This window comes from Desulfuromusa ferrireducens (genome assembly GCF_055389805.1).
Map to the genome: position 1 here is coordinate 2,002,607 of NZ_AP042415.1, position 26,075 is coordinate 2,028,681.

General features: G+C 53.2%; 25 protein-coding genes. 10 read left to right on the top strand and 15 right to left on the bottom strand.

Annotation, left to right across the window (positions count from 1 at the left end; translation table 11 throughout):
- The first annotated feature begins 55 nt into the window (after positions 1-55).
- A complete protein-coding gene (locus tag ACZ5PT_RS09145) occupies positions 56-964 on the top strand; it encodes a hypothetical protein (protein WP_464266514.1) in 909 nt (302 codons plus the stop codon).
- Positions 965-1,091: 127 nt separating this feature from the next.
- On the opposite strand, the gene ACZ5PT_RS09150 is transcribed toward ACZ5PT_RS09145, so the two are convergent.
- Both ACZ5PT_RS09150 and ACZ5PT_RS09155 read right to left on the bottom strand, forming a co-directional pair.
- Entirely contained in the window at positions 1,092-2,447 is a 1,356-nt protein-coding gene (locus tag ACZ5PT_RS09150) for a DEAD/DEAH box helicase (RefSeq protein WP_464266515.1), read from the bottom strand.
- Positions 2,448-2,704: 257 nt separating this feature from the next.
- The gene (locus ACZ5PT_RS09155; protein WP_464266516.1) at positions 2,705-3,919 is read right to left on the bottom strand and encodes a BaiN/RdsA family NAD(P)/FAD-dependent oxidoreductase; all 1,215 of its coding nucleotides are present in this window, start codon (positions 3,917-3,919) and stop codon (positions 2,705-2,707) included.
- A 295-nt stretch (positions 3,920-4,214) separates the two neighbouring features.
- Between ACZ5PT_RS09155 and ACZ5PT_RS09160 the strand changes: the two genes are divergently transcribed.
- The gene (locus tag ACZ5PT_RS09160; RefSeq protein WP_464266517.1) at positions 4,215-5,666 is read left to right on the top strand and encodes an SPOR domain-containing protein; all 1,452 of its coding nucleotides are present in this window, start codon (positions 4,215-4,217) and stop codon (positions 5,664-5,666) included.
- A 206-nt stretch (positions 5,667-5,872) separates the two neighbouring features.
- Here ACZ5PT_RS09160 and ACZ5PT_RS09165 read toward each other — a convergent pair whose 3' ends face one another.
- The 8 genes from ACZ5PT_RS09165 to ACZ5PT_RS09200 all read right to left on the bottom strand — a co-directional run bounded on the left by ACZ5PT_RS09165 (position 5,873) and on the right by ACZ5PT_RS09200 (position 11,676).
- Positions 5,873-6,652 carry a hypothetical protein gene (locus tag ACZ5PT_RS09165; RefSeq protein ID WP_464266518.1) on the bottom strand — a complete coding sequence of 260 codons (780 nt, stop codon included), beginning with the start codon at positions 6,650-6,652 and terminating at the stop codon, positions 5,873-5,875.
- Between the two features lie 83 nt (positions 6,653-6,735).
- Complete coding sequence (locus ACZ5PT_RS09170; RefSeq protein WP_464266519.1) at positions 6,736-7,062, bottom strand: type II toxin-antitoxin system RelE family toxin; 327 nt, start codon at positions 7,060-7,062, stop codon at positions 6,736-6,738.
- 87 nt (positions 7,063-7,149) lie between these two features.
- On the bottom strand, positions 7,150-7,806 hold the full coding sequence (locus tag ACZ5PT_RS09175) for a Bax inhibitor-1 family protein (RefSeq protein WP_464266520.1): 657 nt from the start codon (positions 7,804-7,806) through the stop codon (positions 7,150-7,152).
- Positions 7,807-7,820: 14 nt separating this feature from the next.
- Positions 7,821-8,090: a hypothetical protein gene (locus ACZ5PT_RS09180; protein WP_464266521.1), complete on the bottom strand. Its 270-nt coding sequence runs from the start codon at positions 8,088-8,090 to the stop codon at positions 7,821-7,823.
- Positions 8,091-8,311: 221 nt separating this feature from the next.
- The gene (locus ACZ5PT_RS09185) at positions 8,312-8,893 is read right to left on the bottom strand and encodes an NnrU family protein (protein WP_464266522.1); all 582 of its coding nucleotides are present in this window, start codon (positions 8,891-8,893) and stop codon (positions 8,312-8,314) included.
- A 119-nt stretch (positions 8,894-9,012) separates the two neighbouring features.
- On the bottom strand, positions 9,013-9,834 hold the full coding sequence (locus tag ACZ5PT_RS09190; RefSeq protein ID WP_464266523.1) for a nitroreductase family protein: 822 nt from the start codon (positions 9,832-9,834) through the stop codon (positions 9,013-9,015).
- 384 nt (positions 9,835-10,218) lie between these two features.
- The gene (locus ACZ5PT_RS09195; RefSeq protein ID WP_464266524.1) at positions 10,219-10,926 is read right to left on the bottom strand and encodes an RluA family pseudouridine synthase; all 708 of its coding nucleotides are present in this window, start codon (positions 10,924-10,926) and stop codon (positions 10,219-10,221) included.
- Positions 10,927-11,172: 246 nt separating this feature from the next.
- Positions 11,173-11,676 carry a M48 metallopeptidase family protein gene (locus ACZ5PT_RS09200; protein ID WP_464266721.1) on the bottom strand — a complete coding sequence of 168 codons (504 nt, stop codon included), beginning with the start codon at positions 11,674-11,676 and terminating at the stop codon, positions 11,173-11,175.
- A gap of 531 nt (positions 11,677-12,207) precedes the next feature.
- Here ACZ5PT_RS09200 and ACZ5PT_RS09205 point away from each other — a divergent pair.
- A complete protein-coding gene (locus tag ACZ5PT_RS09205) occupies positions 12,208-13,056 on the top strand; it encodes a PA4780 family RIO1-like protein kinase (RefSeq protein ID WP_464266525.1) in 849 nt (282 codons plus the stop codon).
- An 89-nt stretch (positions 13,057-13,145) separates the two neighbouring features.
- Here ACZ5PT_RS09205 and ACZ5PT_RS09210 read toward each other — a convergent pair whose 3' ends face one another.
- The 4 genes from ACZ5PT_RS09210 to ACZ5PT_RS09225 form a co-directional block, all read right to left on the bottom strand.
- Positions 13,146-13,904 (bottom strand): response regulator, encoded by a 759-nt coding sequence (locus tag ACZ5PT_RS09210; protein ID WP_464266526.1) that lies wholly within the window; start codon positions 13,902-13,904, stop codon positions 13,146-13,148.
- Between the two features lie 76 nt (positions 13,905-13,980).
- Positions 13,981-14,529: a DUF1353 domain-containing protein gene (locus tag ACZ5PT_RS09215; protein ID WP_464266527.1), complete on the bottom strand. Its 549-nt coding sequence runs from the start codon at positions 14,527-14,529 to the stop codon at positions 13,981-13,983.
- 121 nt (positions 14,530-14,650) lie between these two features.
- Complete coding sequence (locus ACZ5PT_RS09220) at positions 14,651-16,132, bottom strand: DUF2779 domain-containing protein (RefSeq protein ID WP_464266528.1); 1,482 nt, start codon at positions 16,130-16,132, stop codon at positions 14,651-14,653.
- A gap of 170 nt (positions 16,133-16,302) precedes the next feature.
- Positions 16,303-16,797: a nitrous oxide reductase accessory protein NosL gene (locus tag ACZ5PT_RS09225; RefSeq protein WP_464266529.1), complete on the bottom strand. Its 495-nt coding sequence runs from the start codon at positions 16,795-16,797 to the stop codon at positions 16,303-16,305.
- A 204-nt stretch (positions 16,798-17,001) separates the two neighbouring features.
- On the opposite strand from ACZ5PT_RS09225, the gene ACZ5PT_RS09230 reads away from it, so the two are divergent.
- From ACZ5PT_RS09230 to ACZ5PT_RS09260, 7 genes are all read left to right on the top strand, one after another.
- Positions 17,002-17,883 (top strand): pseudouridine synthase, encoded by an 882-nt coding sequence (locus tag ACZ5PT_RS09230; protein ID WP_464266530.1) that lies wholly within the window; start codon positions 17,002-17,004, stop codon positions 17,881-17,883.
- 141 nt (positions 17,884-18,024) lie between these two features.
- Positions 18,025-18,777: a M48 family metalloprotease gene (locus ACZ5PT_RS09235; RefSeq protein ID WP_464266531.1), complete on the top strand. Its 753-nt coding sequence runs from the start codon at positions 18,025-18,027 to the stop codon at positions 18,775-18,777.
- 122 nt (positions 18,778-18,899) lie between these two features.
- The gene (dbpA, locus tag ACZ5PT_RS09240) at positions 18,900-20,282 is read left to right on the top strand and encodes an ATP-dependent RNA helicase DbpA (protein ID WP_464266532.1); all 1,383 of its coding nucleotides are present in this window, start codon (positions 18,900-18,902) and stop codon (positions 20,280-20,282) included.
- 576 nt (positions 20,283-20,858) lie between these two features.
- Positions 20,859-21,797 (top strand): cation diffusion facilitator family transporter, encoded by a 939-nt coding sequence (locus tag ACZ5PT_RS09245; protein WP_464266533.1) that lies wholly within the window; start codon positions 20,859-20,861, stop codon positions 21,795-21,797.
- A 13-nt stretch (positions 21,798-21,810) separates the two neighbouring features.
- Positions 21,811-23,262 (top strand): ribonuclease HI, encoded by a 1,452-nt coding sequence (rnhA, locus tag ACZ5PT_RS09250; RefSeq protein ID WP_464266534.1) that lies wholly within the window; start codon positions 21,811-21,813, stop codon positions 23,260-23,262.
- A gap of 33 nt (positions 23,263-23,295) precedes the next feature.
- A complete protein-coding gene (locus tag ACZ5PT_RS09255) occupies positions 23,296-23,829 on the top strand; it encodes a GNAT family N-acetyltransferase (RefSeq protein ID WP_464266535.1) in 534 nt (177 codons plus the stop codon).
- Between the two features lie 183 nt (positions 23,830-24,012).
- Positions 24,013-24,879, top strand: a complete 867-nt coding sequence (locus ACZ5PT_RS09260) for an NAD(P)-dependent oxidoreductase (protein WP_464266536.1) — start codon at positions 24,013-24,015, stop codon at positions 24,877-24,879.
- A 149-nt stretch (positions 24,880-25,028) separates the two neighbouring features.
- Here ACZ5PT_RS09260 and ACZ5PT_RS09265 read toward each other — a convergent pair whose 3' ends face one another.
- Positions 25,029-26,018, bottom strand: coding sequence for a beta-ketoacyl-ACP synthase III (locus ACZ5PT_RS09265; protein ID WP_464266537.1), 990 nt, complete (start codon positions 26,016-26,018; stop codon positions 25,029-25,031).
- Positions 26,019-26,075 lie beyond the last annotated feature (57 nt).

The window sequence follows — 26,075 nt, forward strand, 5'->3', positions numbered from 1 at the left end:
ATTCGTAGTGTTTATCACTGTTTGAGGTAGATAGATGTGCCGTAGTGGCTCAAAAATGGAAGTATTACTGAGTAAAATTAAGCACCTTGTGCAGGGAGTCCTAGTGCTTTCAATTTTGCTTGTGGGTTTTAATGATTGCTATTCTATGATTGCGTCGGATGGTTATTTCTATCAAAAGGAACATTCGAGTTGGACCAATAAAAATTCCTGCTCATCTTCATTCGAAGAACTTATCAACAGTCGCAGCAGAGATGACTCTGTTATCTCTGATAACGTTATCTATAATTTAAATTATTTGAATACCCATTATCTCCTTGAAGACTACGATGACGCATTAAGTCCAAATCATAGTAAGTTTATGGATTTAAATGAGTTGATAAGCGAAGTAAATAATAAGAAGAGGGAGATGTATTGTAAAATTGAAATGGCAATCTATCTTAAGGATAATTTTGCTAGTCCGCTGATGGATAGCCTCTTGAAAAAGCCATTAGAAATACTCGATATCACCTATTCGTCAGCAATGAAAAGCTTTAGACATGACGACTTTAAGCGAGCAAAATACGCGTTTGATTTGATCGCTCCTTATAGAGATTCCTACCAAAAATATCTAGAGTCATCGAAGGAATTAGTCGAATTGCTTGTTGTGGAAGAGATTCCGGTGCTTGCTGACATGGCACTGCCAGCAGCAACGATAACTCACAAGGGACCGATAGCAATGGCCTTTAAGGCCGGATTGACGGCACCGACAGACAAGCCCGGACCGATTACAAGGCTGGCAAAGGTGGTCACGGCAATTACCATCGCTACAACCAAGAAAAGCCCTGGGCCGATAGCAATACTGGCACAGACCCTACCGACAGCAAAAGCCCCCAGCCCGGGACCGATACTAACGGCAGCCACCGGGCGAACGGTCGCAAGTGCAGATATCCTCGGGCCGATTGCAACCGCCGCTAAGCGTAAATAATTAGCGCTGAAGATCTTGCCAATCGATACCCGCTTCGCGACAGAGAGTCAGCGTTTCAAGAAGCGCTTGGCGAAATTCGGCACGTGTTAGCCTTTGCCGGTTCAACTATGCGAAGCTATTGAAACCACTAGGATCTGCTGCCGCGACGACCGGTCTTTGACGCAGGCGCGGGCGCTGCTTTTTTCCGTCCGACGGTTCTGCTCTTGGTTGATTTCTGCACCTTTTTCGGTTTTGCCGCCGGTTTGCCTGAGCGGGCTGCTGCAGTCTCTGCTTTGGCAGCCACCTTTTTCGGGCTGGGTTTGCTGATTGTTGTTTTGCGCGGCACCTTTGCTGTTCCCCGTTTGATTGCAATCAACGGGAATTCCGCAATCGATTCGCGCGGGATAGCAAACTGGAGCAGCTTTTCGATCGCCTGCAGCTTCGCATGTTCGGCGGGGCAGACCAACGAAAGCGCACGTCCAGCTTCTCCGGCGCGGCCGGTGCGGCCGATCCGATGGACATAATCTTCGGGGACATCGGGTAGCTCATAGTTCACCACATGTGGCAGGTGTGCGATGTCGAGCCCGCGGGCCGCAACATCGGTTGCGACCAACACCCGCAATTCGCCCTGCTTAAACTGTTTCAGGGTCCGGGTGCGCAGCGATTGGCTTTTGTTGCTGTGGATTGCTGCGCTGTTAATTCCGTCAAACTGCAGCTCTGCGGTCAACTTGTCGGCACTGTAGCGGGTGCGGGCAAAAACCAGAACCTGCTGCCATTCCCCCTTGCGGATCAGTTGCGAGATCATTTCCCGTTTGCGGTTGCGCTCGACCGGGTAGACGGCCTGGCTGACATCGTCAGCGGTAATCGTGCGGCGCGCGACTTCGATCTTCTTCGGCTGATCGAGTAATTCATTCGCTAACTGTTTGATGCTTGGCGAATAGGTTGCCGAAAAGAGCAGCGTTTGGCGTTGCGCCGGCAGGTACTCCGCAACCTTGAGAATGTCATCAATAAAACCCAGATCGAGCATCCGGTCCGCCTCGTCGAGCACCAGAAATTGAATCTCATTCAGTTTGATGGTGCCGCGTGCGGCGTGATCGAGCAATCGTCCCGGCGTTGCGACGACAATATCAATGCCGCGTTGCAGCCGTTCGATCTGCGCCTGGATGTTCACTCCGCCGTAGATCATGGTGGAGCGCAATGACAAGCGCCGACCATAGTTTTGCATCTCTTCACTGACCTGCGCCGCCAGTTCGCGGGTCGGCACCAGCACCAGTGCGCGCGGCCGCCGGCGTTTTTTCTGCGGGGTGGTTTCACCCAGCATCTGCACAATTGGCAGGGCAAACGCCGCTGTTTTTCCGGTGCCGGTCTGAGCGCCAGCGAGCAGGTCGCCGCCTGCAAAAACCACCGGGATGGCCTGGGCCTGGATCGGGGTCGGGGTGGTGTAACCCTGAGTTTCAATCGCGCTCAGCAGTTCGGCGCACAGGCCAAGATTTTCAAAAGACATGGTTCTTATTCCTAAAGTAAAGCGATTCGGTTATGCCGGATCGGACTGGATGGTGACGTGTCCTGTTGAGAAAACAGACGGTCAAACAGGGACTTATTCGGGACAGTAGTCGATTATGCCATGACTGTCAATTGCGCGGAGGGTACAAATCAGAAATGTTAGATTTAGACCGGTTTTGAGAAGCGATCGCATCTGGTTTTGCCTATTTTGCATTCAATTATCATGAAAAGACAAAAAACGAAAAATTGGCGGCAGGATTAATTCAATTTGCCGGCGATAAAGGCTGTCGTCCAGGCGGCCTGAAAATTATAGCCACCAGTAATGCCGTCTATGTCCATGACTTCTCCAGCAAAATACAGATTTTCACAGACCTTGCTCTGCATGGTGTTAAAATCGATACTTTCCAGACTCACCCCGCCGCAGGTGACGAACTCGTCCCGGAACTGGGTCCGCCCTTGGACCGCATAAACATCATTGGTCAGCACGTTAACCAGCCGGTTGAGACCGGCTTTCCCCAGCTCTGCCCACTTTTTGCTGGCGGGCAAGTCACTTTTCTCCAGCAAATAACTCCATAACCGTTCCGGTAAAGAATAGGGTCTGACGTTGGCTAAAATCTTTTTCGGCTGCTCTGCGACAATACTTTTCAACTGCTCGACGACGGCATCCTGATTTCTTTCATTGGTCCAGTTGACCTGAACCTTAAATTGGTAGCCTTTTTCACTCAGCAGCCGCGCGCCCAGTGCCGAGAGCTTTAGGATTGCCGGGCCACTCATGCCCCAATGGGTCATCAGCAACGGTCCCGAGGATTTAAGCTTGCTTCCCTGGATGTTGACTAAAGTGTTTTCCACCACGATCCCCATCAATTCTGCGACCGGTTCTTCGGGCATTTTGAAGGTGAACAGTGACGGAACCGGATCGACAATATGGTGATTTAATTTTTCCAGCCAGACCAAGCCGTCTCTTTTTGGCGAACCGCCGCTGGCGACGATCACCTTGTCAAAGGTTCTGCTTGGCAGTTTGCCGCCGATAAAGCCCAATTGTAGCTGGCCGCCGACTTTTTTGATCGTTTTGATGCCGGTTTCCAACTCGATTTTTATGTTAAGTCTGCCGGTTTGTTCTAAAAAGCAATCGATGATGCTTTGTGAGTTTTGCGAACGAGGAAAGACACAATTATCCTCCTGGGTGACCAAGGGGACACCGCGCGACTCAAACCAGTGCAGCGTATCTTTGTTACTGAAGGTTCGAAACGCTTTTTTTAAAGCGTTGCCGCCTCGTGGGTAAGCCTCGGCCAGTTCTTTTATGCTCGCGCAACCGTTGGTTACATTGCAGCGTCCGCCACCGGATATTTTAACCTTGGACAGGATATCCTTCGATTTTTCAAAGATGACAACCTTGGCTGCCGGATAATTTTCTTTTACCGTAATCGCTGCAAAAAAACCGGCTGCTCCACCACCAATTATGGCTATTTCCATCTTTCGACCTCTTGAACTTTGACCGCCACCCTAGGTGGGGGAGAGTTGCAAATCATTAACTGTTGTAGGAATTAACTTATCTATCAAATCGGCACAGATAGCACGAAGTTTTTGTCTGTTTAATTTCTAGCGGACCGTCGATTTCGTATGGATGTCAATTTTAATTTAAAAACACTAAGGAAGGCCTTGTTAATTTTCCCCGCTGGGGTATTTTATGTGGAAGGATTAGAGAGTTCAAAGAGGTTGATTGGAAAAGGGAGTAGCCAAGATGTTTTACGCTAGAAGGAAGTTAGCAATGGGTAGCCGAGTTCAGATATTGATCGCACTGCTGTTAATTATATTCACGCCACTTTTGTCTCTTTCCGCAGAGCTGATCCACACCGTTCAGATCGGCAGTCATCAGTCTGAAGAGCGAGCCAAACGGCAATATCGGACGGTGTCGGAGGTTCTGAACGAAGAGGATCGAGACTCCCTGCGGATCGAAACGATAGGGGACTATTATGCGCTGCGGATTGGTGATTTCCCGACACATAAGGATGCTGCCGGTTTTTTAGAGAAAATAAAAACACTTTATCCCGGCGCCCGTACGATGACGGCCTACATAAGCAACAACAAGCTTATTCAAATGTATCGGCCGGCGGGAGAGGAAGCGGCTGCCATCGCGGTTCTTCCGCTGCAAGGGAAACCGGAAATCGTTCCCGCAGAGAAAGAGAATGAGTTCCGGCCGGATGTTGGTTCCGTAGAAAAAAAGGCGGAGCCACCGCAGGTTGAAGTTGAAGCCCTTGTGGCCACGATCCCCGTGCCGGAAGAGGAACAGGTTGTCGTTCTCGCAGAAAAAAAGGTGGAGCTACCGCATGTTGAAGTTGATGCCCTTGCTGCCACGATCCTTGTGCAAAAAGGGGAACCTGAAATCGTTCTTGCAGAGAAGGAGATAGCTTCCCTGCAGGTTGAAATCGAAGCCCCTGCTCTTGGCCTTCTTGTGTCGCAAGAGGAACCGGCAATCGTTTCTGATGAGGTTAAGGCAGAAGATTCTCCCTCAGTGACCCCTGCCGAAGGTAAACTGCCGGCTGCGGTTGTCGATATCAGTCCGGTCGAACCCGTGGTTGCGGTCGCCAAGGTTGCCGCCAAGGGTGCTGAAGCACGGACGACGATCTCGTCTCGCCAGTTAATCATTATTGTCTCAACTCTGATTCTCATCGCCCTGATTTTCTCTGTCCGCGCTTTAAAATCGCGCAAAACCGATCCGCTCAGGAGCGCAGCGGCTGAAAAAGAGCAGAGTGCCGAGACGACCGAAGAGCACAGTGTTGCGCTAGCAGCAGCGAGCGTCGAAGTCCCGGACACAGTCGAAGAAGAGAGACCTCTTGCGCAGGAAACCGTCGGGGCGGAAGAATCTATGCATGCTTCCGTCGCCGGACCTGAAGACGCTAACGCCGCTGAGGTCGTTGCTGTGGCTGAAAGCTCTGCCGCTGCGGATGACAGCCTTATTTCTGTTATGCGCGGACTGCGGGGCGTAACAACATCAGCGGTCGAGAAGGGCGTGGCGGTTGCGGAGTTGCTTGAAGCTACGGTTGTTGATTCGCCTGATGCGGGGTGCGCTGCCCCAGCCGCGGTGGGAGCTGGGTTAATCAATCCTCCGACGGCCGCATTTCCTGACAACAAAAAAGCAGAATCGCCGGAAGAAGAGAGGCAGAATCGGGTCAGTAGGGCAATGGAAGCTGCGGTGCAGGCTCGAAACAATAGAAAGTAAGCAAGCGCCGAGCAAAGCTGATATCGTTGCTCGGCGAGTCTCAGAAGGGTGCGCGGAAATCTTTCTTTGCGCGGGACTTCTTGGCGAATTGGAGATCAGTGTGGATCTGAATGTATTTGGTCGGTTGCGGGAGAAAATTTAGCTGCTTGCCGAGTTCGATAACTGATTATGGGGGGCAGGTGCCGTAGTGGACTGTTCCCCTTTTTCTATTTCTGGGTGCCGAGCAGTGCACAACTTCGGGCGATCAGGGTTGTCGCCAGATCCAGGTTATGTTCGGGATCGAAGGTCAGGCCGAGCAATTGCGCCATCCCTGGTCGGGTCTGCAGACGGTCATCCCAGTCCGCCGCGGGGCAGCGGCGACGGAGTTCGGCGCAGATCCAATTGAAATTCGCTGTCTGGGTGAGTTGGCGATCAGCACCGAGGGCGGTGTAGTCGATCTCAGCCTGTCGCAGCGCCAGAGGTGGTCGACCCGGAGCGTAGAGATGGCAGAAGGGCTGGCGTTCTTGATGGCTGCTTTCGGTCACGGTCTTGACCTTCTTGCGCATCACCAATCCTCCGGTCGCAAGCGCCCGCCCGAGCGCGAACTTTTTCTTTGTTGTGGCTTCGACCTGAATACTGTTGACGATCCCTGCGCCGCGCAACAGCAGTTTGATCTCGTCGTAGGGGAGGCTCAAGCTTTGTTCGTCACTGGTGATGATCTGCAGGCTCGCAGTGGTAAATTGTAGCTGCCGGACGCACAGCCGATTCTGGTCGGAGTCCAGTTGGTCGGAGTCGACGACCAGGGGGACGAAGCCCGCGGCGCGCAAGCGCTCGGCGCAGACACTCGCCAGTTCGGCGGTGGCAAAATTGGCCACCACCCCTGGACCGCCGCCAGCAAGGCTGACCCGGGAGCGGGTTTCGTAGGGCGTGTTGCCAAGGACGGCAGCGAGATCGCGGGCCAATTGGTCGACGCTGCCCTGTAGCTGATAAATGGCGACGATGTGCATGGCTTATCCTTTGTTAATCTGGAGACTGATTCCGCAGGTGCTGGTCCCCGCGGGCAGCTCTTAGAGTAAATTGTCTCCAGCGCTCAGGCCTCGTTTTTGTGGAAAACATCGAAGAAAACGACGCTGTTGTCGCTGACCTCGTCACATTTGTCGCAACGATCTTCAAGTTTCTTGTTGGTCTTGCGGCAGATCGCGCACCATTCGTAAATCAATCGGTAATCGCGTCGGCCGACATATTTCTTGAAACGACTGTGGTGGACACCGCGCATTCGACCATCAGCATCTTCGGGATTATGCAGCAGCCGTTCGATGACCTGGCTGATCCGTTTAAATCCGGTCGGATCCTGTTTTTTGATTTTCCCCAGTTTCCCTGCAAAACAGGTGGTCGGGTGATAAGTGTAGGTAGGCATTGGTGACACCTTTCCAGATGGATATCTTTGAGACAGGGGCAGGGTTCTGCTATCTAAAAATACCCGTTCCCGTTTTTATTCGTCGAACTATCTGCGTCCTAATATCCGCACCAGGCGCAAAAATAGGTTGATGATATCCATGTACAATGCCGCCGCCGAGTCGATGGCATTATCAACTGTTTTGGGGATACTGTTGGCCCGCGCCCAATCGTAGCCGATATAACCGCAAAAGATCAGCACCACTGCCCAGTCGACAATTGTGTGGTGGGCATTAAAGACAAAAATCATCACCAGTTCGACAACAATCGTGCAGAGCAGCGCAATAAACAGCCCGCGGGCGATGCTTTTAAAAAAGCCCGGATACATGCTGCCGAGCAGCATCATGATGCAGGTGATCACGCCGGTTGCCTGAATGGCGTTGCCGACCACGTCGGCGCTGTAGCGACTGACCACCAGATTGATGATCAAGCCGAACGGAGTGACCACCAGCAGGTAGCCGAGAAAGCTAATTGCCGGATTGTCCGATTTTGAGAACAGAGCGACCCCGGCAAAACAGCAGGCAAAATAGCCGATAAAAAAGACCCACGGATTGATGCTGGCAATCGCCTCGGCCGGGATATGTTTGACCATGGCATAGTTGATGGCAAAGCCGATCAGCAGGGTGATGCCGATGATGGCGTTGTACAGGTGGGCGCTGATTTCTGCGTCGGCAGTGTGGGTTCGCTGAAAAACGTTGGTTTCCATGGGGTCCTTTATCTTTACATCGACAGGCTGGCAAAAGCGTTGCGGATTTTAATCTTGGTCCCTTTGTTTTCTTCCGGACTGCCCTCAGCAAAAAACTCGATCTCGTCTGCTGAGAAGGCCACTCTGACGGTATGTTCTTCGGTGCAGACCCGCAGCATCCAGTCGAAGCCCTGATTTATCCATTCGATCTTATCAGGTCGCAGGCCGTGTTGGGTGGCATAGCGCAGGGCGACCTCCTCCAGTAGCTCTTTGCCTTTGCTGCCTTGATCTTTTATTTCAGACATTTTTATTCCTCCTCGGCAACATATTAAATATATGCCCTTGCAGTTTTCAGGGGCAGATACGGGCTGTCTAATTTGAATGAGGTTCCAGCGGTGTCTGCCGTAAATTGGAATTGTCCCCTTTTTACGCGTATTTTGCAATTAATCCAGCAATAGCAAGGAGTGTTCCTGGTTTATTAAAAACGTGGGAAGTGCCCCTATTTGTTGGGGAGGTAGACTGAGCATCAGGAGCTTGGCGCAATCAGCGCAACCCCGATCAACAGGCGGTGTAACCAGACAACAAACAGACCATAGAGAACAAGCCCAAGCACCAGGACAATAATATCATTGATCTTGGAGACCGGTGCACAGAGCACCGCACGTGGCGTTCGCTTGCGCATGGAGTAGAGATCCAGGCCAGCCCAGAGGAAAAATGCGCCGAACAGCAGGACATCGGCTAGCCTCCCGTTGACCAGCAGGTGGGCAACAGACCAGAGCAGCGTTGCGATCAACATCGGATGTCTGGCGAGCGTCTTGATTCTCCCAGGCAGATAGGCGGCCAGCAGCAAGGGAAAAACCGGCAGCAGCAGCAACATTGCCAGATGCCGCAGCCAGTGGGGAGCAAAAAAGAGCATCGCAGATTCCTGGCGGGCCAGGCCATAGCCCCAGAGCATCAGGATAAAACCGATGCTGGCGGCCAGCGAATAGAGCACCTTCCAGGGCCCTTCGCCGATTCTTGCCAGCATGCGATCGCGCCAGCCCTCGTTGACGATCGACACCGAGTGGACGGCAAAGAATATGATCAGCCCGGCGACCAGTATGCGCATGTTTTTTTCCTTTGGTAGCTTGGTGTGCCCACGATTGTGCCTGATTTAAGTCAAGTAGTACTACATTGATAGGCTGGCAAAAGCGTTGCTGATTTTAATTTTTATCTCCATGCAAAAAATCAGCGCCAGATGATGCTGGGGGGTTTGCGCTCCGGCAGGCGGTGATATTTGAACTGCGGCGTGCCGATCATCATGGAGCCAAAAGCCTGATGTCCTTCCGGCAGGCCGAGAGCTGCGGTCAGCGGCGGAAAATTGGCCGCAGCAGCGTTAAAGTACCCGGCCCAGCAGCCGCCCAGGTCCATGCCGGTGGCGGCAAGTTCTAGGTGGGCCAAGGCAATGGTGCAGGTGGCAGGGGCCATCATGTCATCTTTGGGGGCATGAGCCACGATCAACACCGGGGCACCGCGCAGTACCACGTCTTCTCCAGCAGCGATCCGTTCCAGAGCCTTGTCCAAGTGCAGCGATAGCGCGAATTCTGCCATATTGGCCAGCATGTAACGCATCCAGTCAGCGACGAAACCGTTGAGGCGGTCCAGTTCAGCGCGGTCGCTGATCACCAGCCACTCGGCGGACTGGGTGTTGTGGCCACTCGGCGCACAGCGGGCGATTTCGATCAGCTTTTGCAGCTTTTCGCGGGGCACCGGCTGGTTACGATAATTACGAATCGAGCGGCGATTGCGCAAAAACTGTTCGCTCTGTTCCGCTGACAGCAACAGCTCTTTTTGCACCGGCGGGCACTGCTCCCGCGGGATCTCGGCATGCCGCAGGCTGGCCGATGGGCAGGCAGCCACGCAATGGCCACAGCGGATACAGAGCTCTTCGACCTCGGCAATGGGGGTCGGGTATGCCCCTTTGGTGAAGTCGATCAGCTTCATGGGGCAGACAGCGGCGCAGATGCCGTCTTGGTTACAGGTTTGGGGGGTGGCCTCGATGAAATTCATAGGTGGACTCCTGATCATAAGGTGTCTTGATATTTAGATTGGAATGTTTAATTTTACACTTGCAGGCCATAGGGCCTATGGAATTAGGTATTGATAAAACAGCAAAAGCCGCCCTTCAGCATCAAGCTGAAAAGCGACTTTTAAAATCATCTATTATGGTCCAGAGATCCCCACATCTCATCCCCTCAGATAAACATGTCATTTCAAATAGTTGCCAATATATACCTGCCGTCCACCAGTCCTGTCAACCGCCACTGCAAACCCGCGCCACTTGGAAAAGACCAGGATCAGCTCTCTCGTATAACCTGCGGCGACCAGGTCCCAGGGTTCCACCTTTGATGTGGGATTTGCTGTCATATTCGCGTTGTCTTCCTGTTTAATGCCCTAAAGCTTAGCCAGCAACCGAACAAATTCCTCCGGCACACCCGTGTCAAAAGTCATCTTCCGCCCATGGAAAGGATGGATAAACGATATCGAACGGGCATGCAAGGCCAGTCGTTTTGAGACTAACTGGCCGGTGCCGTATTTTTTGTCCCCGGCGACCGGATGTCCCTGTTCGGCAAAATGGACGCGAATCTGGTGCTTGCGGCCGGTGAGCAGATGAACATCAACCAGACTGAACCTTTTCGTCTGCTGCAAAACCTTATAGGCGGTGCGCGACAGTTTGCCTTTGCTGGTATCCGGTGTTGAGTAGACCCGCTGGGCGGCATTTTCAATCAGTGCGGTGGTGAAGATCCCCTCTTTACTGGCGAGATGACCGTGGACGATGGCCAGATAGTGCTTGTCGGTCTGCTCCCAGTTCTCTTGCAGAAACTTTTTGGCCGCTTCGCTTTTGGCAAACAGCAGAATGCCGGAGGTGTCCTGATCGAGGCGATGGACGACATAGACGCGGTTGCGCGATTTCGCATCTCCCTTGCGCACGTAATCGTTGAGCAGGTAATGGGCGGTGCGCGACTTGTCGCGCTCGGTGCCGACGGTCAGCAGCCCGTCCGGTTTGTCAATGACGATAATATCCTTATCCTCATGTAGCAGGGTCAGCCCGCGCGGGCCACGCTTTTTCTTCGGTTGCTTGGCGGTGCGCTGTTGTTCCAATTTATGTTTCGCCTTTCGAGGCAATTTCTTGCTGTAATCGTGTGACCACAATTTGTGACCTCCGGGTTGCGTAACACACCTTTGCGAGTCAATTGCACAGTAAAAATGTGCCTTTGAGAGTGACAGGGGTTACGGGGGGCTCAAAGGGAAAAAGCTCTGCACAAAAAGTAAGGCACCTAGCGGGGCGGAACCCGGTGAGTCTAAGGCTTGAAATATTTTGAATCGGGCAAAATTGCTCACCTGCCCCTAGTACAGCGGGCCGAACAATTGCAGGTAGGTCAGGTAGACGCGCAGATCGAATTCCAGTTGGTGGTAGTCCGGTTCCATGTGCTGACAGAGGCTGTAAAAAGCCTTGTTGTGCTCCTTCTCTTTGAGGTGCGCCAGCTCGTGGACGACAATCATGCGCAGAAACTCCAGCGGTGCGATCTTAAAAACGGCGCAGATGCGGATCTCATTTTTTGCCTTAAGCTTGCCCCCTTGAACTCGTGAAATAAAGGTGTGCAGCCCGAGGGCGTCATGGATGACGTTAATCTTGTTGTCGAAGATCACCTTACTTAGAGGTGGGGCTTTGCGCAGGAACTGATTTTTGAGCTCAATGGTAAAATCGTAGAGCGCCTTCTCGGTTTTGATCTCATGGGCGAGCGGGAACCGCTTGCGCAGTACTTCGCCCAGTCGTTGCTCGGCAACCAGTTTGCCGATTTGCTCGGTCACTTGCTCTGGATAACCGGCCAGATATTTTAATTGCTGCATTTGGTGTCGACCTTTTTCGCGTCGTTCTTCTCTGCGCGCCGTTGCTCTTTGCTTCATCAATTTTCGGGTCGCTCGATTGTACTCTGCGGTTGATTGTACTGGCAAGTGGTTATAAAAGAGGGAGCTTTACAGTAGGTTATTGCGTTGTCCAGCAGCGCAAGGGTGGCGCCCGCATCATGAAAAAAAACGCTTAAAATCTAAACGTGCTAGGATGTAAGAAATTTGCGTTTGAGCATTATCCTCAGCATTGTAAGAGTTGGAGCAAAATCATGGGTAAGGGAATGGACAGCAAAAAGTCGGAGAAAAAAGAACCGGCTAAAAGTATGAAAGAAAAAAAGGCCGATAAAAAGGCAAAAAAAGCAGGAAAATAACTGGTCTGCTAGGCCTGTTTTGTGTTCGTCGAACGGCCTTACTTTGTATGAGACGGTCTGGAATCTTCATGATTTCAGACCGTTGTTTTTTTATTTTCACCAGTCGCCGGAGAACGTTGAACTGTCTCCGGCACACAGCAATCGTTTAAGATGAGTATTTATGAAAATCCCCACAAAATTACAACCGTTGCTTGCGGACGGTTTGATCGACGAGGTTCTTGGCCAGTTAATGAGTGGCAAGGAGTCTGAGGTTTACGTGGTCCGCTGCAATGATGAAATCCGTTGTGCCAAGGTTTACAAAGAGATCGAACATCGTAGTTTCCACAAGCAAACGCAATATACCGAAGGCCGCAAGGTGCGCAACAGTCGCCGCTCGCGCGCTATGGAGAAGCACAGTAAATTTGGTCGGCAGGAGCAGGAAGTGGTCTGGCAAAATGCTGAGGTCGATGCTCTGGTCTGTTTAGACAACGCCGGAGTCCGCGTCCCCAAGCCACACAGTTTTTCCGAAGGGGTTCTGCTGATGGAACTGGTGGTCGATGCTGAAGGTGAGGTTGCTCCGCGCCTCAACGATCTGCGCCTGAGCGAAGAGCTGGCCCTGAAATATCACCACTCCCTGATCGACGAGGTGGTGCGCATGCTCTGCGCCGGACTGATCCACGGCGACCTATCTGAGTTCAATATCCTGGTCGCCGCCGATGGGCCGGTGATCATTGATCTTCCGCAGGTTATCGATGCCGCCGCAAACAACAACGCCAAGCGGCTTTTTATCCGCGATGTCGCCAACCTCGCTGCCTACTTTGGGCAGTTTGCCCCCGAACTTCTCACCATGAACTTTGCCGAGGAAATCTGGGAAATCTACGAAAACGGCGATTTACTGCCAGAGGCTTTGTTGACCGGTAAGTTTGTTGGCAGCACTAAAGCTGCCGATGTCGATGATGTGCTGCAGGAGATAGAGGATTCGCGCCTGGAAGCGCTGGAGAGAGAAGCCCGTCGGGCGATGGTGGCGTAACTCACCATCGCTGCCATTCAAGAGCATTTCCCCCCGCGGCGAAGAAATCGCTATAGAGATCCTCTGAATGGGTTCACTTGGCAAATGCCTCAATCAACGCTTAGCTGCTCGCTGCTGAAAATTGACTCTTCCCCGCTCGGCAAATCCTTCCGTACGGTTCTGTAGATGTAGTCCGAGATGGCGACAGTGGCAAGGTTGTCGGATTTCTGGAACTTTATCGCCATGCCAGGTGCGGCTTTTCGGATCTCGAGGCTGGAGCCTTTTTGATAGACGACTAGGCCGATGAGCGCTAGCGGCTTTTCCCCCGGCAGCAACAGGGAGAGATCAACCAGGGTGCCGACCGGCAGCGGACGCTCAGCTTTTAAATAGATGCCGCCTTCGGAGAGGTTCAGTGGTTGGTACTGCTTGGCTTTTCCTTTATGGACAACGGTGACCGGCTGATTGAAGCGGATCCGCGGATGGTGACGCTTCTTGGTCTCCCCGGTGGCCAGGAATTCCTGTATCAGGGTGTGCATCTGCTGCAGATCAAACGGCGTTGACAGCAAACTGTCGTAGCCGAAACGGATATATTCGTTGTCGGCTGTTTTGCTGTGCCTGGCGGCCATCATGATCTGCGGGATCTGCGCCCATTGCGGATGGCGTTTGATCTGCTCCTGGGTGGCGATCACATCGCGGGCCGGCAGGTGCCCATCAAAGATCACCAGTTTTGCCGGCTGGGCTTCGAGCTGTTGCAGAACCTGTTCACCTTTTTCGGCGGTGACCGCATCATAGCCGAGCTGATCAAGCAGTCTTTGCAGCTGGACCGTTGATGGGGTACGGCCGCCGATGATGATCCTTGGGGATTTCATGCCGCTCTGTTCTCCAGGGGAATTTCACCAATCGTGAGGTTCCAATTTGGAACCTCACGATTGCAATATGCCGAACTTATTTTGCTTCAGTTTCTGTTTTTGGCTGTTCCGCCTCAACGTCAACCTCGGCCGCTGCTTTTTTCCCCTCAAAAATCGTCGGCAGTTCACTCAAGGTCGTTTTCCAGTTGACGGGTTGCTCGGCCGACTTGGCGGTCGCCTTTTTGACTATCTTGCTGTAACCGAGGGCTTTTTTCTTTGCGTTGACCATCCAGGCCCACCAGCCGCCAACCCGCACCCCGGTGAACAGGCAGTACCTTTGCCAGACCGGGACATCGAGTACGATCATCGCCTGGAGAAAGATGTTGTCCGCTTCAGTGCGACTGGTCGACTGGTCGTAATAAAGATAATCATGGATGACTGCGGCGTTGCCGTACTTGCCCCATTTCGGCAGGAAAATCCAGAACAGGCAGGGCACGCTGGCGAAGTCGGTGGAAAATCCTTTTGGCACGTCGACTGTTTTGCCGCTGTCTTCGCTGCCGATGGCGTAGCTGAAGTTTTTGGTCAGCCGCCAGGTTTTGCCGTCGGAGAATGGGGTCACAACCAGTGGTTTGGTAAAAATGCTCATTTTCTTAATCCTTTCACTTCCTTGAGTTTAGAAAATACGGGACACAATACCTTTTGCTTCACTTGCTGGTAGGCTTCTGCTCGATATTTATGACTGAACCTTGCGCTCACGATCTGTGATCTCAGGATTGTAAGTCGTTGAGTTTATTTAAAATTTCAACCATCGCCATCGTGTCTAGCCGGCAATAGGACCGCAGCGCCTGCCGCAATTCAGCCAGTTCCTGTGGATCATCCAAACTGCACATTTGATGATAGGCCTGCATCGCCGCCATGCCGTCGGCGATATCCAGTCCGGCATAGGAGAGCTTGGGAACCAGTGCCGGCAGCACTTCTTTGAGCGAATAGGAGCCGCGCATCTGCCAGCGATAAACAGCGCGCTGTCGAAACGGCACCATCAGGTCGCGGACATTATCGATCCGCAACTTGATCTCCGCGGCCAGCTCGGGAAACAGTTCGGCGAGGTTGCGCAGCACGCCTTTTTCAAAGGCTTGATTGTAGGTCAGTACGCAGGCATCCGCCGGAATCACGGTCAGGAGTTGCTCGATCAGTTCGCGGCGCGGGTCGCCGGACGGCGCCGCGAGAAACTCAAAGTGTTGCGCTTCGGCCCCGGCGGTTTGTTGGACATGAATGGAAAACTGAAATGGCACCTGCTGGTAGGGGCGGGTGTCATCAAATTTGGGGATCGGGGTGTTGAAGGTTTCAAAGTCGAGATGGCAGAGCGGATACCAGAGGCTGTCGAGAAATTCTTGGACCTTGACGCTATCGGTTGAGTCCTGCTGATTCAGGGTCGCTTCGACCTGCTGGCGCTGTTTTTCGTTGAGCTCGTCGAAGGGCAAGTTTTTTAATTCAACAACGCCTTGCTGGTAGTAATCGAACTTATTGACGCCGCTGCCGCGCAAATCGAAAACAGAATTTTCGGGAATATGGCGCCAGCAGTAGGGGGTGTAATCACATTCGTAAGGGTCGCTGCAGTGTGGGCCGATGTCGATTTTCGGTTCATTTTCATCGCGCATCGAGCCGCGCAGTTCGCTGACGATCTCCGCCATACCCTGCATGCGAGCCGTGACCTTGCGACTGATATTGGCGCGGGCGAACAGTTTATCGACCTCAATGGCACCTTGGCGAACATAGCTGTTATTGATGTGGACCAGAAACGCTTTGGAAACCGACAGGCCGCAACCGCTTAACACATACTGCTGCACGGCAACGTCATCAAGATTGATCGGTTTGATGCCGGTGCCCATTTTGACTTCATAAATCTGCCAGTTCGCACCGTCGCGGACCAGGATATCGACTTTGACGAAGATCGCTGAAAAGGAGAACGAGGCTTCGTAGATGATATCTGTGCCGTTATCGATCAGTTCTTTGGTGCGGGCCAGCTGGGCGGGAAAGGTTAGTCCCTCGTAGGGAACCTCGATACCGCCGGGGAAAAGCTGCTGAGCGAGGATGCCGACCTCGGTGCCGAGTTGGAATTTGGCTTGCAAATCGGGTTGTGGAGGGAAGTCAAACTCGGGGGGATTTTTCGCCAGCCACAGCGCCTTTTGGCACTGCAACCCCTTGAGGATCAGTGATTTGCTGAGACCACTGCTTTTAGCTCGTGCCATGCCCCCACCCTGAATCAATTAAACGCAATAAAAACAATCCGTTGAGATTAGCAGGTTAGGGGCGGTGGGGGAAGGGAATTATACTAAATAATGAAACCGGTAAAATCAGCGCTGCTTGAACTGCGTTGCTTGCATAGTGTCACTTGGGGGGTCGGTTTGTTGGGTGGTGATTAGATTTGTTTCTTTTTGCCTCTTTTATGCAAAAGCAAGGTGTCCTTTGAGTTGTCAGCGACCGCGGCCTCAAGTGCTTGTTCAAAGTCAACGATGTTGCCGCCGTAGGCGTTGACAAATTGCTCGGCTGCGTTGCGATCACCGAAGGCCCACTTGGCGCGGGAGGTCATGACGCCCGGTTTTTCACCACCCACCACCCAGGTGGCGGTTTTGGCATCGATCAATTGATGAGAATTAAAATCGCTGGCTTTGATGGTGGTCGGCTGGTTGTCGAAGCTCAGTGACAGGGCGCAAGCGGTGCAATGTAGACTGCAGGTGGCGACAGCTTCTTGATCCTTGTAGGCGAGCAGCATGCGAACGGTGGGGAATTTCACCCGGTTCATGCCGCAAAAATTGCAGATGGGATGTTGTTTCTGGTCCCATTGCTCGGCGGCGTAGAGCAGTGTGCTAAACAGCAGAACCGTGATCAAGGCGAGGGAAATAACATTTTTCATCAGCCAACCTCTTGAATTTTTTGGTGTTTATGTGTGGGTAAAGTAACAAATTCTGCGGAAATAGGTAAGCAATAATCGAGGGGCAGGGCAATTAGCGGCAGTTTTCAGCAACTTTAGCTTGTAACCGCTAATAATTCAAACGTGTTAAAGTGTCGCTTTCGCAGTCAATCTGGTGGTTCCGTCTACTTAAAACAGGATCGAAACTTGGGGATATCCAACTACCCGTCGTGTGTCAGTCTTCCCTGCGCCGCTAAGCCCTATCCCGCTATCCTCGACTTTTTGGTGCAGAGGTTTCCCCAGGTTGGGATGGATGTCTGGCAACAGCGGATTTTGCAGGGCAAGGTTCTGGATGAGGCGGGCATTGCAATTACCGACGAGACTCCCTATGTTCCGCAGTCGCGGCTGTTTTATTTTCGTGAAGTGCCACAGGAACCGCTGATCCCGCTGGACGAAAAGATCCTCTTTCACAGCGATGAGCTGCTGGTTGCTTGCAAACCGCCCTTCCTCCCGGTCACGCCTGCGGGCCCCTATATCAATGAATGTCTGCTGCATCGTCTCAAGCTAAAAACCGGCAACGACGATCTGGTGCCGCTGCACAGGATTGACCGTGAAACCTCGGGCTTGGTGCTTTTTTCCACCAACAAGGCGACCCGCGGGTGCTATCACGAACTTTTTCAGGCCGGTCGGATTGAGAAACACTATGAAGCGCTTGCTGCGCTCAGCCACCGCCCGGAGATAAGTGACTGGACGGTGGAGAACCGACTGGTTAAGGCCGAGCCTTGGTTCCGGATGCAGAGCGCGGCGGGAGTCGGCAACGCGCGCTCGCGGATTACACTGTTGGCTCTTCGTGGAAATCGTGGCCATTTTCTGCTCTCTCCGATCACCGGGAAGAAGCATCAGCTCCGGGTACATATGAGTGATCTCGGTTTTGCAATACTCAACGACAGGTATTATCCGCAACTGCTTCCGCCGCAGGATGATGATCTGGATAACCCGCTGCAGTTGATTGCCCGACGGGTGAAATTTATCGATCCGGTTTCCGGTAAAAACATGGAGTTTGAGTCGCAGCGCAGGCTGCTTTTCTAAGACCCTTGCCGTTTCGATCGGGCCCGTAGGTAACCCGTGTTGGTTTTTGGGCGGGAAACCTTTTGCCAGCGGCAGGCTGTCTGCTGTAGACTCTCAAACCGGCATTCGTCGTACGGAATATTTAACCCGAAAGGAATCACCATGCTGCTGAAATTACCTCTGGTCCTGTTTGCTCTGCTTTTGTTGCTCAGTGGTTGTGCCGCTAATGGTGGCTTTGATACCAATAAGGCCATAGCGCTCGGCTCAGGTGTGCTGCAGGCATCGTTGCTGGATGAACAAAGTGTGCAGCAGGCGGCCTCACTTTCGGCCAACGAGCTGGACAGCAAAAGTCAGGTTGCCGCGGCGAACAGCTCCTATGTCATCCGCTTGGCCAAGCTGACCGACCCGCTGCGTCAATACGATGGCCTGAGTTTGAACTTTAAGGTCTATATCTCCGCCGATGTCAATGCCTTTGCCATGGCCGATGGCACGGTGCGGGTGCACTCGGCCTTAATGGATAGTATGCCGGATGATCAAGTGCTGGCGGTTCTTTGTCATGAAATCGGTCACGTCAAGCTTAAGCATAGCTATCAGCAGATGAAACAGGCACTTCTGACCAACGTTGCCTTCGACACCGTCTCTTCAGTGGGTGGGACCATCGGTGCGTTGTCCTCATCACAACTCGGGGCGATAGCACGTACCGCGATCAGCGCCCACTTTTCCCAGGCCGACGAATTGGCCTCCGACGCCTATGCGGTTCGGGCCTTGAAACAGCTGGGCCGGGATCCGTATGCGATGAAGCGCTCGATAGAGACGTTACAGGCGGGCAACGGCTCGAGTGGAGGCTTTTTAAGCACCCACCCGTCGAATCAGAAGCGGATTGACAATATTCAGGTGGCGATCAGCCAATTGTAGCCGGTGTTAATTAAACCAACAGTAAGGGCGACTTCTGTTATGGAAAGTCGCCCTTACTGGCTTTACCGCCCAATTTATGTATGTCACTTAAACCCCTTGATGCGTAAAGAAAAAGAGACTCCATGAGCACGACAGTATTTGCCCATCTGCCGCTAAAACACTCCATGCTGCAGAACCTTGCCTCACTCGACTATAACGAGATGACTCCGATCCAGGCCGAAAGTCTGCCGCTGATCCTTGCCGGGAGCGATGTGATCGCCCAGGCCAAGACCGGCAGTGGTAAGACCGCTGCTTTTGGCATCGGTTTGCTGTCGAAGCTGGTGGTGAGCCGATTTTGCGTGCAGGGGTTGGTGCTCTGTCCGACCCGCGAACTGGCCGATCAGGTCAGCAAGGAGTTGCGGCGCTTGGCGCGTTTTACTGACAACGTCAAGATTCTCACCCTCTGCGGCGGCGTGCCGATTGGTCCACAGTTCGGCTCGCTCGAGCATGGCGCACATATCGTCGTTGGCACGCCGGGGCGAATTATTGACCACCTGTCGCGGGGGAGCCTCGATTTGAAGTCGCTGCGCATGCTGGTCCTGGATGAAGCGGACCGGATGCTCGATATGGGTTTTGCCGACGATCTGGCCAGCATCGTCGCGGCGACGCCGAGTAATCGACAGACGCTGCTTTTTTCGGCCACCTATCCGACCTCGATTGCCGCCATGAGCGAGGCGGTGCAGCAACAACCGATCACCGTCAAGGTTGAGACGGTGCATGATGGTGGACAGATCGAGCAGCTGTTTTTCGCCGTCGAAAGTGACAAGCGTACTGCCGCAGTGGCGCGGATTCTCGGCCACTACCGGAGCGAATCGACGCTGATCTTCTGCAACACCAAAAAGGATTGCCAGGAGGTCGCCACTGCGCTTAGTGAGCGCGGTTTTTCGGCGTTGGCGATCCATGGCGATTTGGAACAGCGTGAGCGCGATCAGGTCCTGGCGCGTTTTGCCAACAAAAGTGTTTCCGTTTTGGTCGCTACCGATGTTGCGGCGCGTGGCATTGATATCAAAGAGCTGACCGCCGTTATCAATTTTGAGCTGACCCGCGATCCCGAGGTGCATATCCACCGTATCGGCCGCACCGGGCGTGCCGGTGAGCAAGGTTTGGCGCTCAGTCTGGTGACGGATAGAGATCGACGGAGGGTGGCGATGATTGAAGAGCTGCTCGGCGCAACTGTCGAACGGGCCGAGCTGGATAGCTTGAGTATGCCGACCTCGACCCCCCTTGCGGCGCCGATGGTGACCGTGTGTATTGATGGCGGGCGGAAAAATAAACTGCGGCCGGGGGATGTCCTCGGAGCCTTGACTGGTGAGGCGGGGATTGCCGGCAGCGAAGTGGGGAAAATCAATGTTTTTGATTTTCACACATATGTTGCGATTCGCCGCGAGAGTGCCAAGCTTGCTTTGGCGCGGTTGAGTGAAAATAAGATCAAGGGGCGGTTTTATAAGATTCGTCGGTTTAGCTGACGCTTTTCCCTTTTAGGGCAAAACCGTCGGGTTTCGGCCCGATAGCCGACGTCATTTTCTTTGAATCGCAAAGAAAACGAAGCAAAAGAAACTCTTTTTTATTTCTGTCTCGAGTTTTTGCGCATTGTGGGGGAGGGCGGTGGTCAGATGACGCTAAAAACACTGCGTCGTTGTTGCACCTGAAAGCGCTAGGCCCCGGACGAGCAAGAAGCCGCTCGAACGGGTTAAACGGTGACGACCGTGGGGGCAATCGAACGTCTGAACGCGCATAAGCTTTTCGGTCCGCACTCAATGCTAGATGCGTTTGCCGTTGGATCAGTTGCGGCAGCGTCGCATCCGTTTAACCCGTGTGAGCTTGCGAGCCGGGGCTTTTTGTATTTATTCGAAACGAAGCTCGTCAGTTCTTAGTTTAATCGGTTGCTGAAGAAGGCAGCTGAAAGCTTGCGGCCGAAATAAAAAAGCCATTTTTTGCTTACTTTTTGTTGGCTTGGACAAAAAGTAAGGCGTCTGGCGGGACGCAACCCGCCGGTCCTAAGATTCTAAAGTTCGCTTAGTTTATATAAAAAGGAGCCCGCAGTGGCCGCTTCATCCAAAAAAGTCATCTACGCCGCCCTGATCGGCAACGCCCTGGTCGCCATCACCAAGTTCATCGCCGCAAGCCTGACCGGCAGCTCGGCGATGCTCTCCGAAGGGATCCACTCGGTGGTCGACACCGGCAACCAGCTGCTCCTGCTGTTGGGACTGCACCGGGCAAAAAAGCCGGCCGACGAGCGTTTCCCCTTCGGCCATGGCAAGGAAGTCTATTTCTGGAGTTTCGTGGTCGCGCTGTTGATCTTTGCCGTCGGTGCTGGTGTTTCCCTCTACGAAGGGATCCACCAATTGCTCAATCCGGCACCGATCACCAGCCCCTACATCAACTATCTGGTTCTCAGCCTGGCGATTCTGTTTGAAGGCGCCGCGCTCTATTTTGCCCTCACCGAATTCTCCCGTGCCAAGGGCAAATGGGGCTACCTGGAGGCGGTGCAAAAGGGCAAGGATCCAACCACCTTTGTCGTGCTGTTTGAAGACTCGGCGGCAATCCTCGGTCTGCTGGTCGCTTTTTTCGGCGTCTTCCTCTCCCAGGTCACGGGAAACCTCATCTTCGACGGACTGGCCTCGATCATCATCGGCCTGATCCTCGCTGGTACCGCGAGCTGGCTGGCTTATGAAACCAAGGGCCTGTTGATCGGTGAAAGTGCCAATACCGAGGTGGTCAGTGCTATCCGTAGCATGGTGGCTGCTTATCCGCAGGTTGAGCAGGTTAATGAGGTGCTGACCATGCACATGGGGCCCCAGTTCATCCTGGTGAATCTGAGCGTGGATTTTTCCGATCAGATCAGCGCCGGAGAGCTGGAAGAGACCATCGGCACGCTGGATAGGAAGATCAAACACGCCTGGCCGAAGGTCAAGAAGGTCTTTATCGAAGCCGAGGCGCGCAGCGCTAAACGGGTTGTTACGGCACCAGCGAATCCGTAATTCAGGAGAACACGTGAAATCAACGCCCCAACTCTATTTACTCGACGGCTCCAGTTATATCTACCGTGCCTATTATGGCATCCGCGATCTGGCGACCGCCGACGGAATGCCGACCAACGCCATCTTTGGTTTTACCCGGATGCTTCTTAACTTGTTACAGGAGCACCGCCCCGACTATCTGGCCGTGGTCTTCGATCCCCCAAGGGAAGGGACCTTCCGCCGGGAAATCTATCCCGAGTATAAGGAGAACCGCGATGCCATGCCTGAGGATCTGGCCCTGCAGATTCCATACATCAAGCAGATCGTGCAGGCTCTTAATATCCCTGCCCTGGAATCCCCCGGCTTTGAGGCTGATGATGTGATGGCCACCTTAGCCCGCCGTTATGCTGCTGATGGAATCGAGGTTACGGTGGTCACAGGCGACAAGGATTTGCTGCAGATTGTCGATCAGCGCATCGGCCTGCTCGATACGATGAAGGATAAACGTTCCGGCGCAGCAGAGGTTTTTGCGCGTTTCGGCGTCGGTCCAGAGCTGGTGCAGGACATCCTCGGCCTTGCCGGCGATACATCCGACAATATTCCGGGTGTTCCCGGCATCGGCGAAAAAACCGCCGCTGAGCTGGTGCAGCAGTTCGGTTCCCTCGAAGGCGTCCTGCAGTGGACCAGTCTGGTCAATGGCAAGAAGCGCCGGGAGAATCTACAGGCCCATGCTGAGCAGGCGCGGCTATCGAAAACCCTGGCCACGGTTCGCTATGATGTTGAACTGGATGTCGCTCTGTCCGATCTGTGCTGTCAGCCGCCAAGGCTTGAGGATTTGATTCCCTTGTTACGCCAGCTGGAATTTGATGGTTTGGAGATCGCCTTCACTCCGCCGCCAGCAGGCGTGGTCGAACTCTACAGTGACGGGTCGGGCCGGGATTCCGGGCCGGGCGGCTATGGAGTGGTGTTGCGTTATGGCGAGCATGAAAGGGACTTGAGTGGTTTTGAGCCGGTCGCCACCTCGCAACGGATGGAACTTATTGCCGCAATCAAAGGCCTGGAGGCCTTGACCAATCGCAGCAGGGTTCGGGTTTTCAGCGATTCGCAATACCTGGTCCGCGGGATGAATGAATGGCTTAACGGCTGGATCCGCAACGGTCGACTGGAAGAGTCGGGGGCACTAAAAAATCAAGACCTCTGGCAACAACTGGCCAGCCTTGCGCGCCAGCATCAGGTTGAATGGCAGTGGGTGCGTGGTCATGCCGGACATCCTTTTAATGAACGCTGCGACAAATTGGCCAAGCGCGCGGCCGAAGCGGGAATGCGTCCGGAGGCGGAGTTGCCGGTGGTAACTCCGCCCGAGGAAACCTCTGCCGCTGAGGACAACGTCCCGCTGCCCGTTGTCCCCTCTGCGCCGGCGGTGGTTGCTAACTGGGAAGATGCAGAATATGACGCTGAAGATGATGGCCAGTTTCGACTCTGTTAATGTTTTTTATCCGCAATCTTTTTTGGAATTGTTATGAAAATACAAAAAGTCAGTGAAGCAAACCAAGCAAAGGCCTACGCCCTGTTGAATCGGGTTGCAAGCGGCGCTAAATACGAGGCCAGTTTGGTGCAGCGACTCCATGAAAATGGCAAGCTTGTTCATGGCTGGGTTTGTCTGCACACCAATAAGGTGATCGCATATATCGGTTTTTCCAATGCCTATCATGGTGACGAGGTCTGTGGCTTACACCTTGCGCCGATGGTCGTTTCTCCTGAATTTCAGAAGCAGGGGGTGGGCTCGGAGTTGCTCCGGTTTGCTTTGCGGCAACAGGTCATCAAAGACCAGCCGTTGTTTGTTTTTGGCGCACCTGCTTTCTTTCAAAAATTCGGCTTCGAGCCATGCCAGTTCCCTCTTTGTCCTTTGTCTAAAAATAATGCCCATTTCTTGAGCCTCCGCAATGAAACCACGGACAGCTTTATGGTCGGTTATGAGCCTGAATTTAAAACTGTCGCCAAGTCGGGTAAACCACCAAAATCGCTCCGCGCTAAAGTTAAGAAACATCGCTAAGTCTGTCCGAAGCGGGTCAATTTGTTCTGTTTTTTTGACAGAGGATCTCTGTGATTTTTTACATGGGCCAATATGTATAGATAAAGGCGGGGAGTAGCCGTTTAGTTGGTTGTTTTTTTGCTATTACTAGGTGTAGAATATCTCTGTTTTTAACTCATCTGTTATCAAGATAGGAGGAAGTTCATGATTAAAAAGGTTGGCTTTGTTGGGCTTGGGACGGTTGGTAGACACATGGCGATCAACCTGATGAAAGGGAACTATGACCTGACTGTTTTTGATAATAATGCTGAATCTGTCAGTGAACTTGTTAAGCTGGGGGCCAACGGAGCAGCCACCGCCATTGAAGCGACCAGGGGCAAAGATCTGGTGATCGTTATTCTGGCGGAAAGAGAAGAGCTGGAAGCTGCTCTTTCTACCGAGACCGGTTTTCTTAAAGGCCTTGACCCTGGCACTATTCTGGTTGATATGGGCACCCATTCTCTTGAAACCACCCTTGAACTGGCGGAAGAAGCAGCCAAACAGCGGATCATGTTTCTGGAGGCCCCGGTTTGGGGAACCAAGGAACATGCTGCCAACGGCCTGTTGACCGTTCTGGCCGGTGGAGATTCGGCTCTGCTCGGCCGTTGTCGCGAAATCTTCTCCTATATTTCCCTCAATCTCATCCACATGGGCGAGATTGGCTCCGCGACGCGGATGAAGTTTGTCGTGACTCTGTTCCAGGCGCATTTGATGGAAGGTTTGTCCGAGGCGTTGGTCTTTGGCGATAAACTGGGATTCAGCGCTGATCGAATCCTCGAGGTGTTTGATTCCGGTGGTTTAGCTTCTCCGCTGGCTCACTCTAAGGGACGCACTATCTCGCGGGGTGACTTCTCCCGCAATCTAGCCCTCAAGTATGTTTCTGAAGGCTTGCAAGCCGTTAAGGTCGCAGCCGACAGAGCTGATTTGCAGTTGCCGGGCAATGACGCTGTGCTTAAGGTCTACGAGCAGGCGGTCAAGGATGGTCGTGGCGAAGAGGATTTCTCTGCAGTGATCAAGGTTCTGCGTAAATAGATATTTACTTTTATAGAGCGGATGGCCCTTTTAAGGGGGACATTTTTCCATTGAAAAAACAAAAGGGGTGCCTCCGTATGTGAGGTACCCCTTTTGCGTTTTAAGTGATCCGTGTCGCTAATGTGCTGGGTTTTTTCCTGCAGTCGCGGCTAAAAACGCAGCAGCGCTGCTGCCCAGGTAAAACCGGCACCAAATGAGACCAGACCGACCAAGCTGTCCACTTTGAGCTCTCCGTTACGGCGAAGTTCATCGAGGGCGATGGGAATGGACGCGGATGAGGTGTTGCCGTAACGATCGACATTTACGTAGACCTTTTCCGTTGGAAGCTTAAAGCGCTTGCCCAGTGCCTCGATGATGCGCAGGTTGGCTTGGTGGGGGATCAGCAGGTCGAGGTCATTTGCTGTTAAACCGGCCTGTTTCAGGACTTGATTCAGGGCGCCGGACATGGAGATGACCGCGTGGCGGAAGACTTCTTTGCCTTCCATGCGGATGGAGTGCATCTTGTTTTCGATGCTTTCTGCGCTGGGGGGATGAACACAGCCGCCACCGGGGTTATAGAGCAGTTCGCTATGCGCGCCGTTGCTGCCCATGCAGGCTTCCAATAGACCCCGCCTGCCATCGGATGGGCCGAGGACCACGGCACCGGCGCCATCTCCGAAGAGAACACAGGTATCCCGGTCCTGCCAGTCGACCATCGAGGTGAGGATTTCACCGCCGATAACCAGTACTCGTTGATAGTTGGCGGTGGCCATGAGTCCCTCGGCTATCTGTACGCCGTAGAGAAACCCGGAGCAGGCGGCGGAGATATCGAAAGCTACTGCATTTTTTGCCCCGAGCTTTTCCTGGATCAGGCAGGCTGTGGCGGGAAATTTCATATCCCCGGTGACTGTGCCGAGGATGATCAGGTCGATTTCCTCGGCGGTTACGCCGGCATCCTGCAGGGCATTGTTGGCCGCAGTGGTCGCCAGATCTGAGAGCGACGCTCCGGGAGCGGCGATATAGCGCTGCTTGATCCCGGTGCGGGCGGTGATCCATGCATCGCTGGTCTCGACCAACTGTTCGAGATCGGCATTAGTAAGAATCTTCTCCGGCAAGGCACGACCGGTTCCGAGGATCATTGTGTGTGGTTTTTTCTGCATTGACTCCCTCATTGTCAGGGCATGATAGAATTCATCAGCTGAAATTCGGTGGATTAT

What these genes read in the sequence shown, in the direction of transcription:
- ACZ5PT_RS09145 (WP_464266514.1), top strand. Translation starts at nt 56, where the DNA reads ATGGAAGTATTACTGAGTAAAATTAAGCACCTTGTGCAGGGAGTCCTA.
- ACZ5PT_RS09150 (WP_464266515.1), bottom strand. Translation starts at nt 2,447, where the DNA reads ATGTCTTTTGAAAATCTTGGCCTGTGCGCCGAACTGCTGAGCGCGATT.
- ACZ5PT_RS09155 (WP_464266516.1), bottom strand. Translation starts at nt 3,919, where the DNA reads ATGGAAATAGCCATAATTGGTGGTGGAGCAGCCGGTTTTTTTGCAGCG.
- ACZ5PT_RS09160 (WP_464266517.1), top strand. Translation starts at nt 4,215, where the DNA reads ATGGGTAGCCGAGTTCAGATATTGATCGCACTGCTGTTAATTATATTC.
- ACZ5PT_RS09165 (WP_464266518.1), bottom strand. Translation starts at nt 6,652, where the DNA reads ATGCACATCGTCGCCATTTATCAGCTACAGGGCAGCGTCGACCAATTG.
- ACZ5PT_RS09170 (WP_464266519.1), bottom strand. Translation starts at nt 7,062, where the DNA reads ATGCCTACCTACACTTATCACCCGACCACCTGTTTTGCAGGGAAACTG.
- ACZ5PT_RS09175 (WP_464266520.1), bottom strand. Translation starts at nt 7,806, where the DNA reads ATGGAAACCAACGTTTTTCAGCGAACCCACACTGCCGACGCAGAAATC.
- ACZ5PT_RS09180 (WP_464266521.1), bottom strand. Translation starts at nt 8,090, where the DNA reads ATGTCTGAAATAAAAGATCAAGGCAGCAAAGGCAAAGAGCTACTGGAG.
- ACZ5PT_RS09185 (WP_464266522.1), bottom strand. Translation starts at nt 8,893, where the DNA reads ATGCGCATACTGGTCGCCGGGCTGATCATATTCTTTGCCGTCCACTCG.
- ACZ5PT_RS09190 (WP_464266523.1), bottom strand. Translation starts at nt 9,834, where the DNA reads ATGAATTTCATCGAGGCCACCCCCCAAACCTGTAACCAAGACGGCATC.
- ACZ5PT_RS09200 (WP_464266721.1), bottom strand. Translation starts at nt 11,676, where the DNA reads ATGCAGCAATTAAAATATCTGGCCGGTTATCCAGAGCAAGTGACCGAG.
- ACZ5PT_RS09205 (WP_464266525.1), top strand. Translation starts at nt 12,208, where the DNA reads ATGAAAATCCCCACAAAATTACAACCGTTGCTTGCGGACGGTTTGATC.
- ACZ5PT_RS09210 (WP_464266526.1), bottom strand. Translation starts at nt 13,904, where the DNA reads ATGAAATCCCCAAGGATCATCATCGGCGGCCGTACCCCATCAACGGTC.
- ACZ5PT_RS09215 (WP_464266527.1), bottom strand. Translation starts at nt 14,529, where the DNA reads ATGAGCATTTTTACCAAACCACTGGTTGTGACCCCATTCTCCGACGGC.
- ACZ5PT_RS09220 (WP_464266528.1), bottom strand. Translation starts at nt 16,132, where the DNA reads ATGGCACGAGCTAAAAGCAGTGGTCTCAGCAAATCACTGATCCTCAAG.
- ACZ5PT_RS09225 (WP_464266529.1), bottom strand. Translation starts at nt 16,797, where the DNA reads ATGAAAAATGTTATTTCCCTCGCCTTGATCACGGTTCTGCTGTTTAGC.
- ACZ5PT_RS09235 (WP_464266531.1), top strand. Translation starts at nt 18,025, where the DNA reads ATGCTGCTGAAATTACCTCTGGTCCTGTTTGCTCTGCTTTTGTTGCTC.
- dbpA (WP_464266532.1), top strand. Translation starts at nt 18,900, where the DNA reads ATGAGCACGACAGTATTTGCCCATCTGCCGCTAAAACACTCCATGCTG.
- ACZ5PT_RS09255 (WP_464266535.1), top strand. Translation starts at nt 23,296, where the DNA reads ATGAAAATACAAAAAGTCAGTGAAGCAAACCAAGCAAAGGCCTACGCC.
- ACZ5PT_RS09260 (WP_464266536.1), top strand. Translation starts at nt 24,013, where the DNA reads ATGATTAAAAAGGTTGGCTTTGTTGGGCTTGGGACGGTTGGTAGACAC.
- ACZ5PT_RS09265 (WP_464266537.1), bottom strand. Translation starts at nt 26,018, where the DNA reads ATGCAGAAAAAACCACACACAATGATCCTCGGAACCGGTCGTGCCTTG.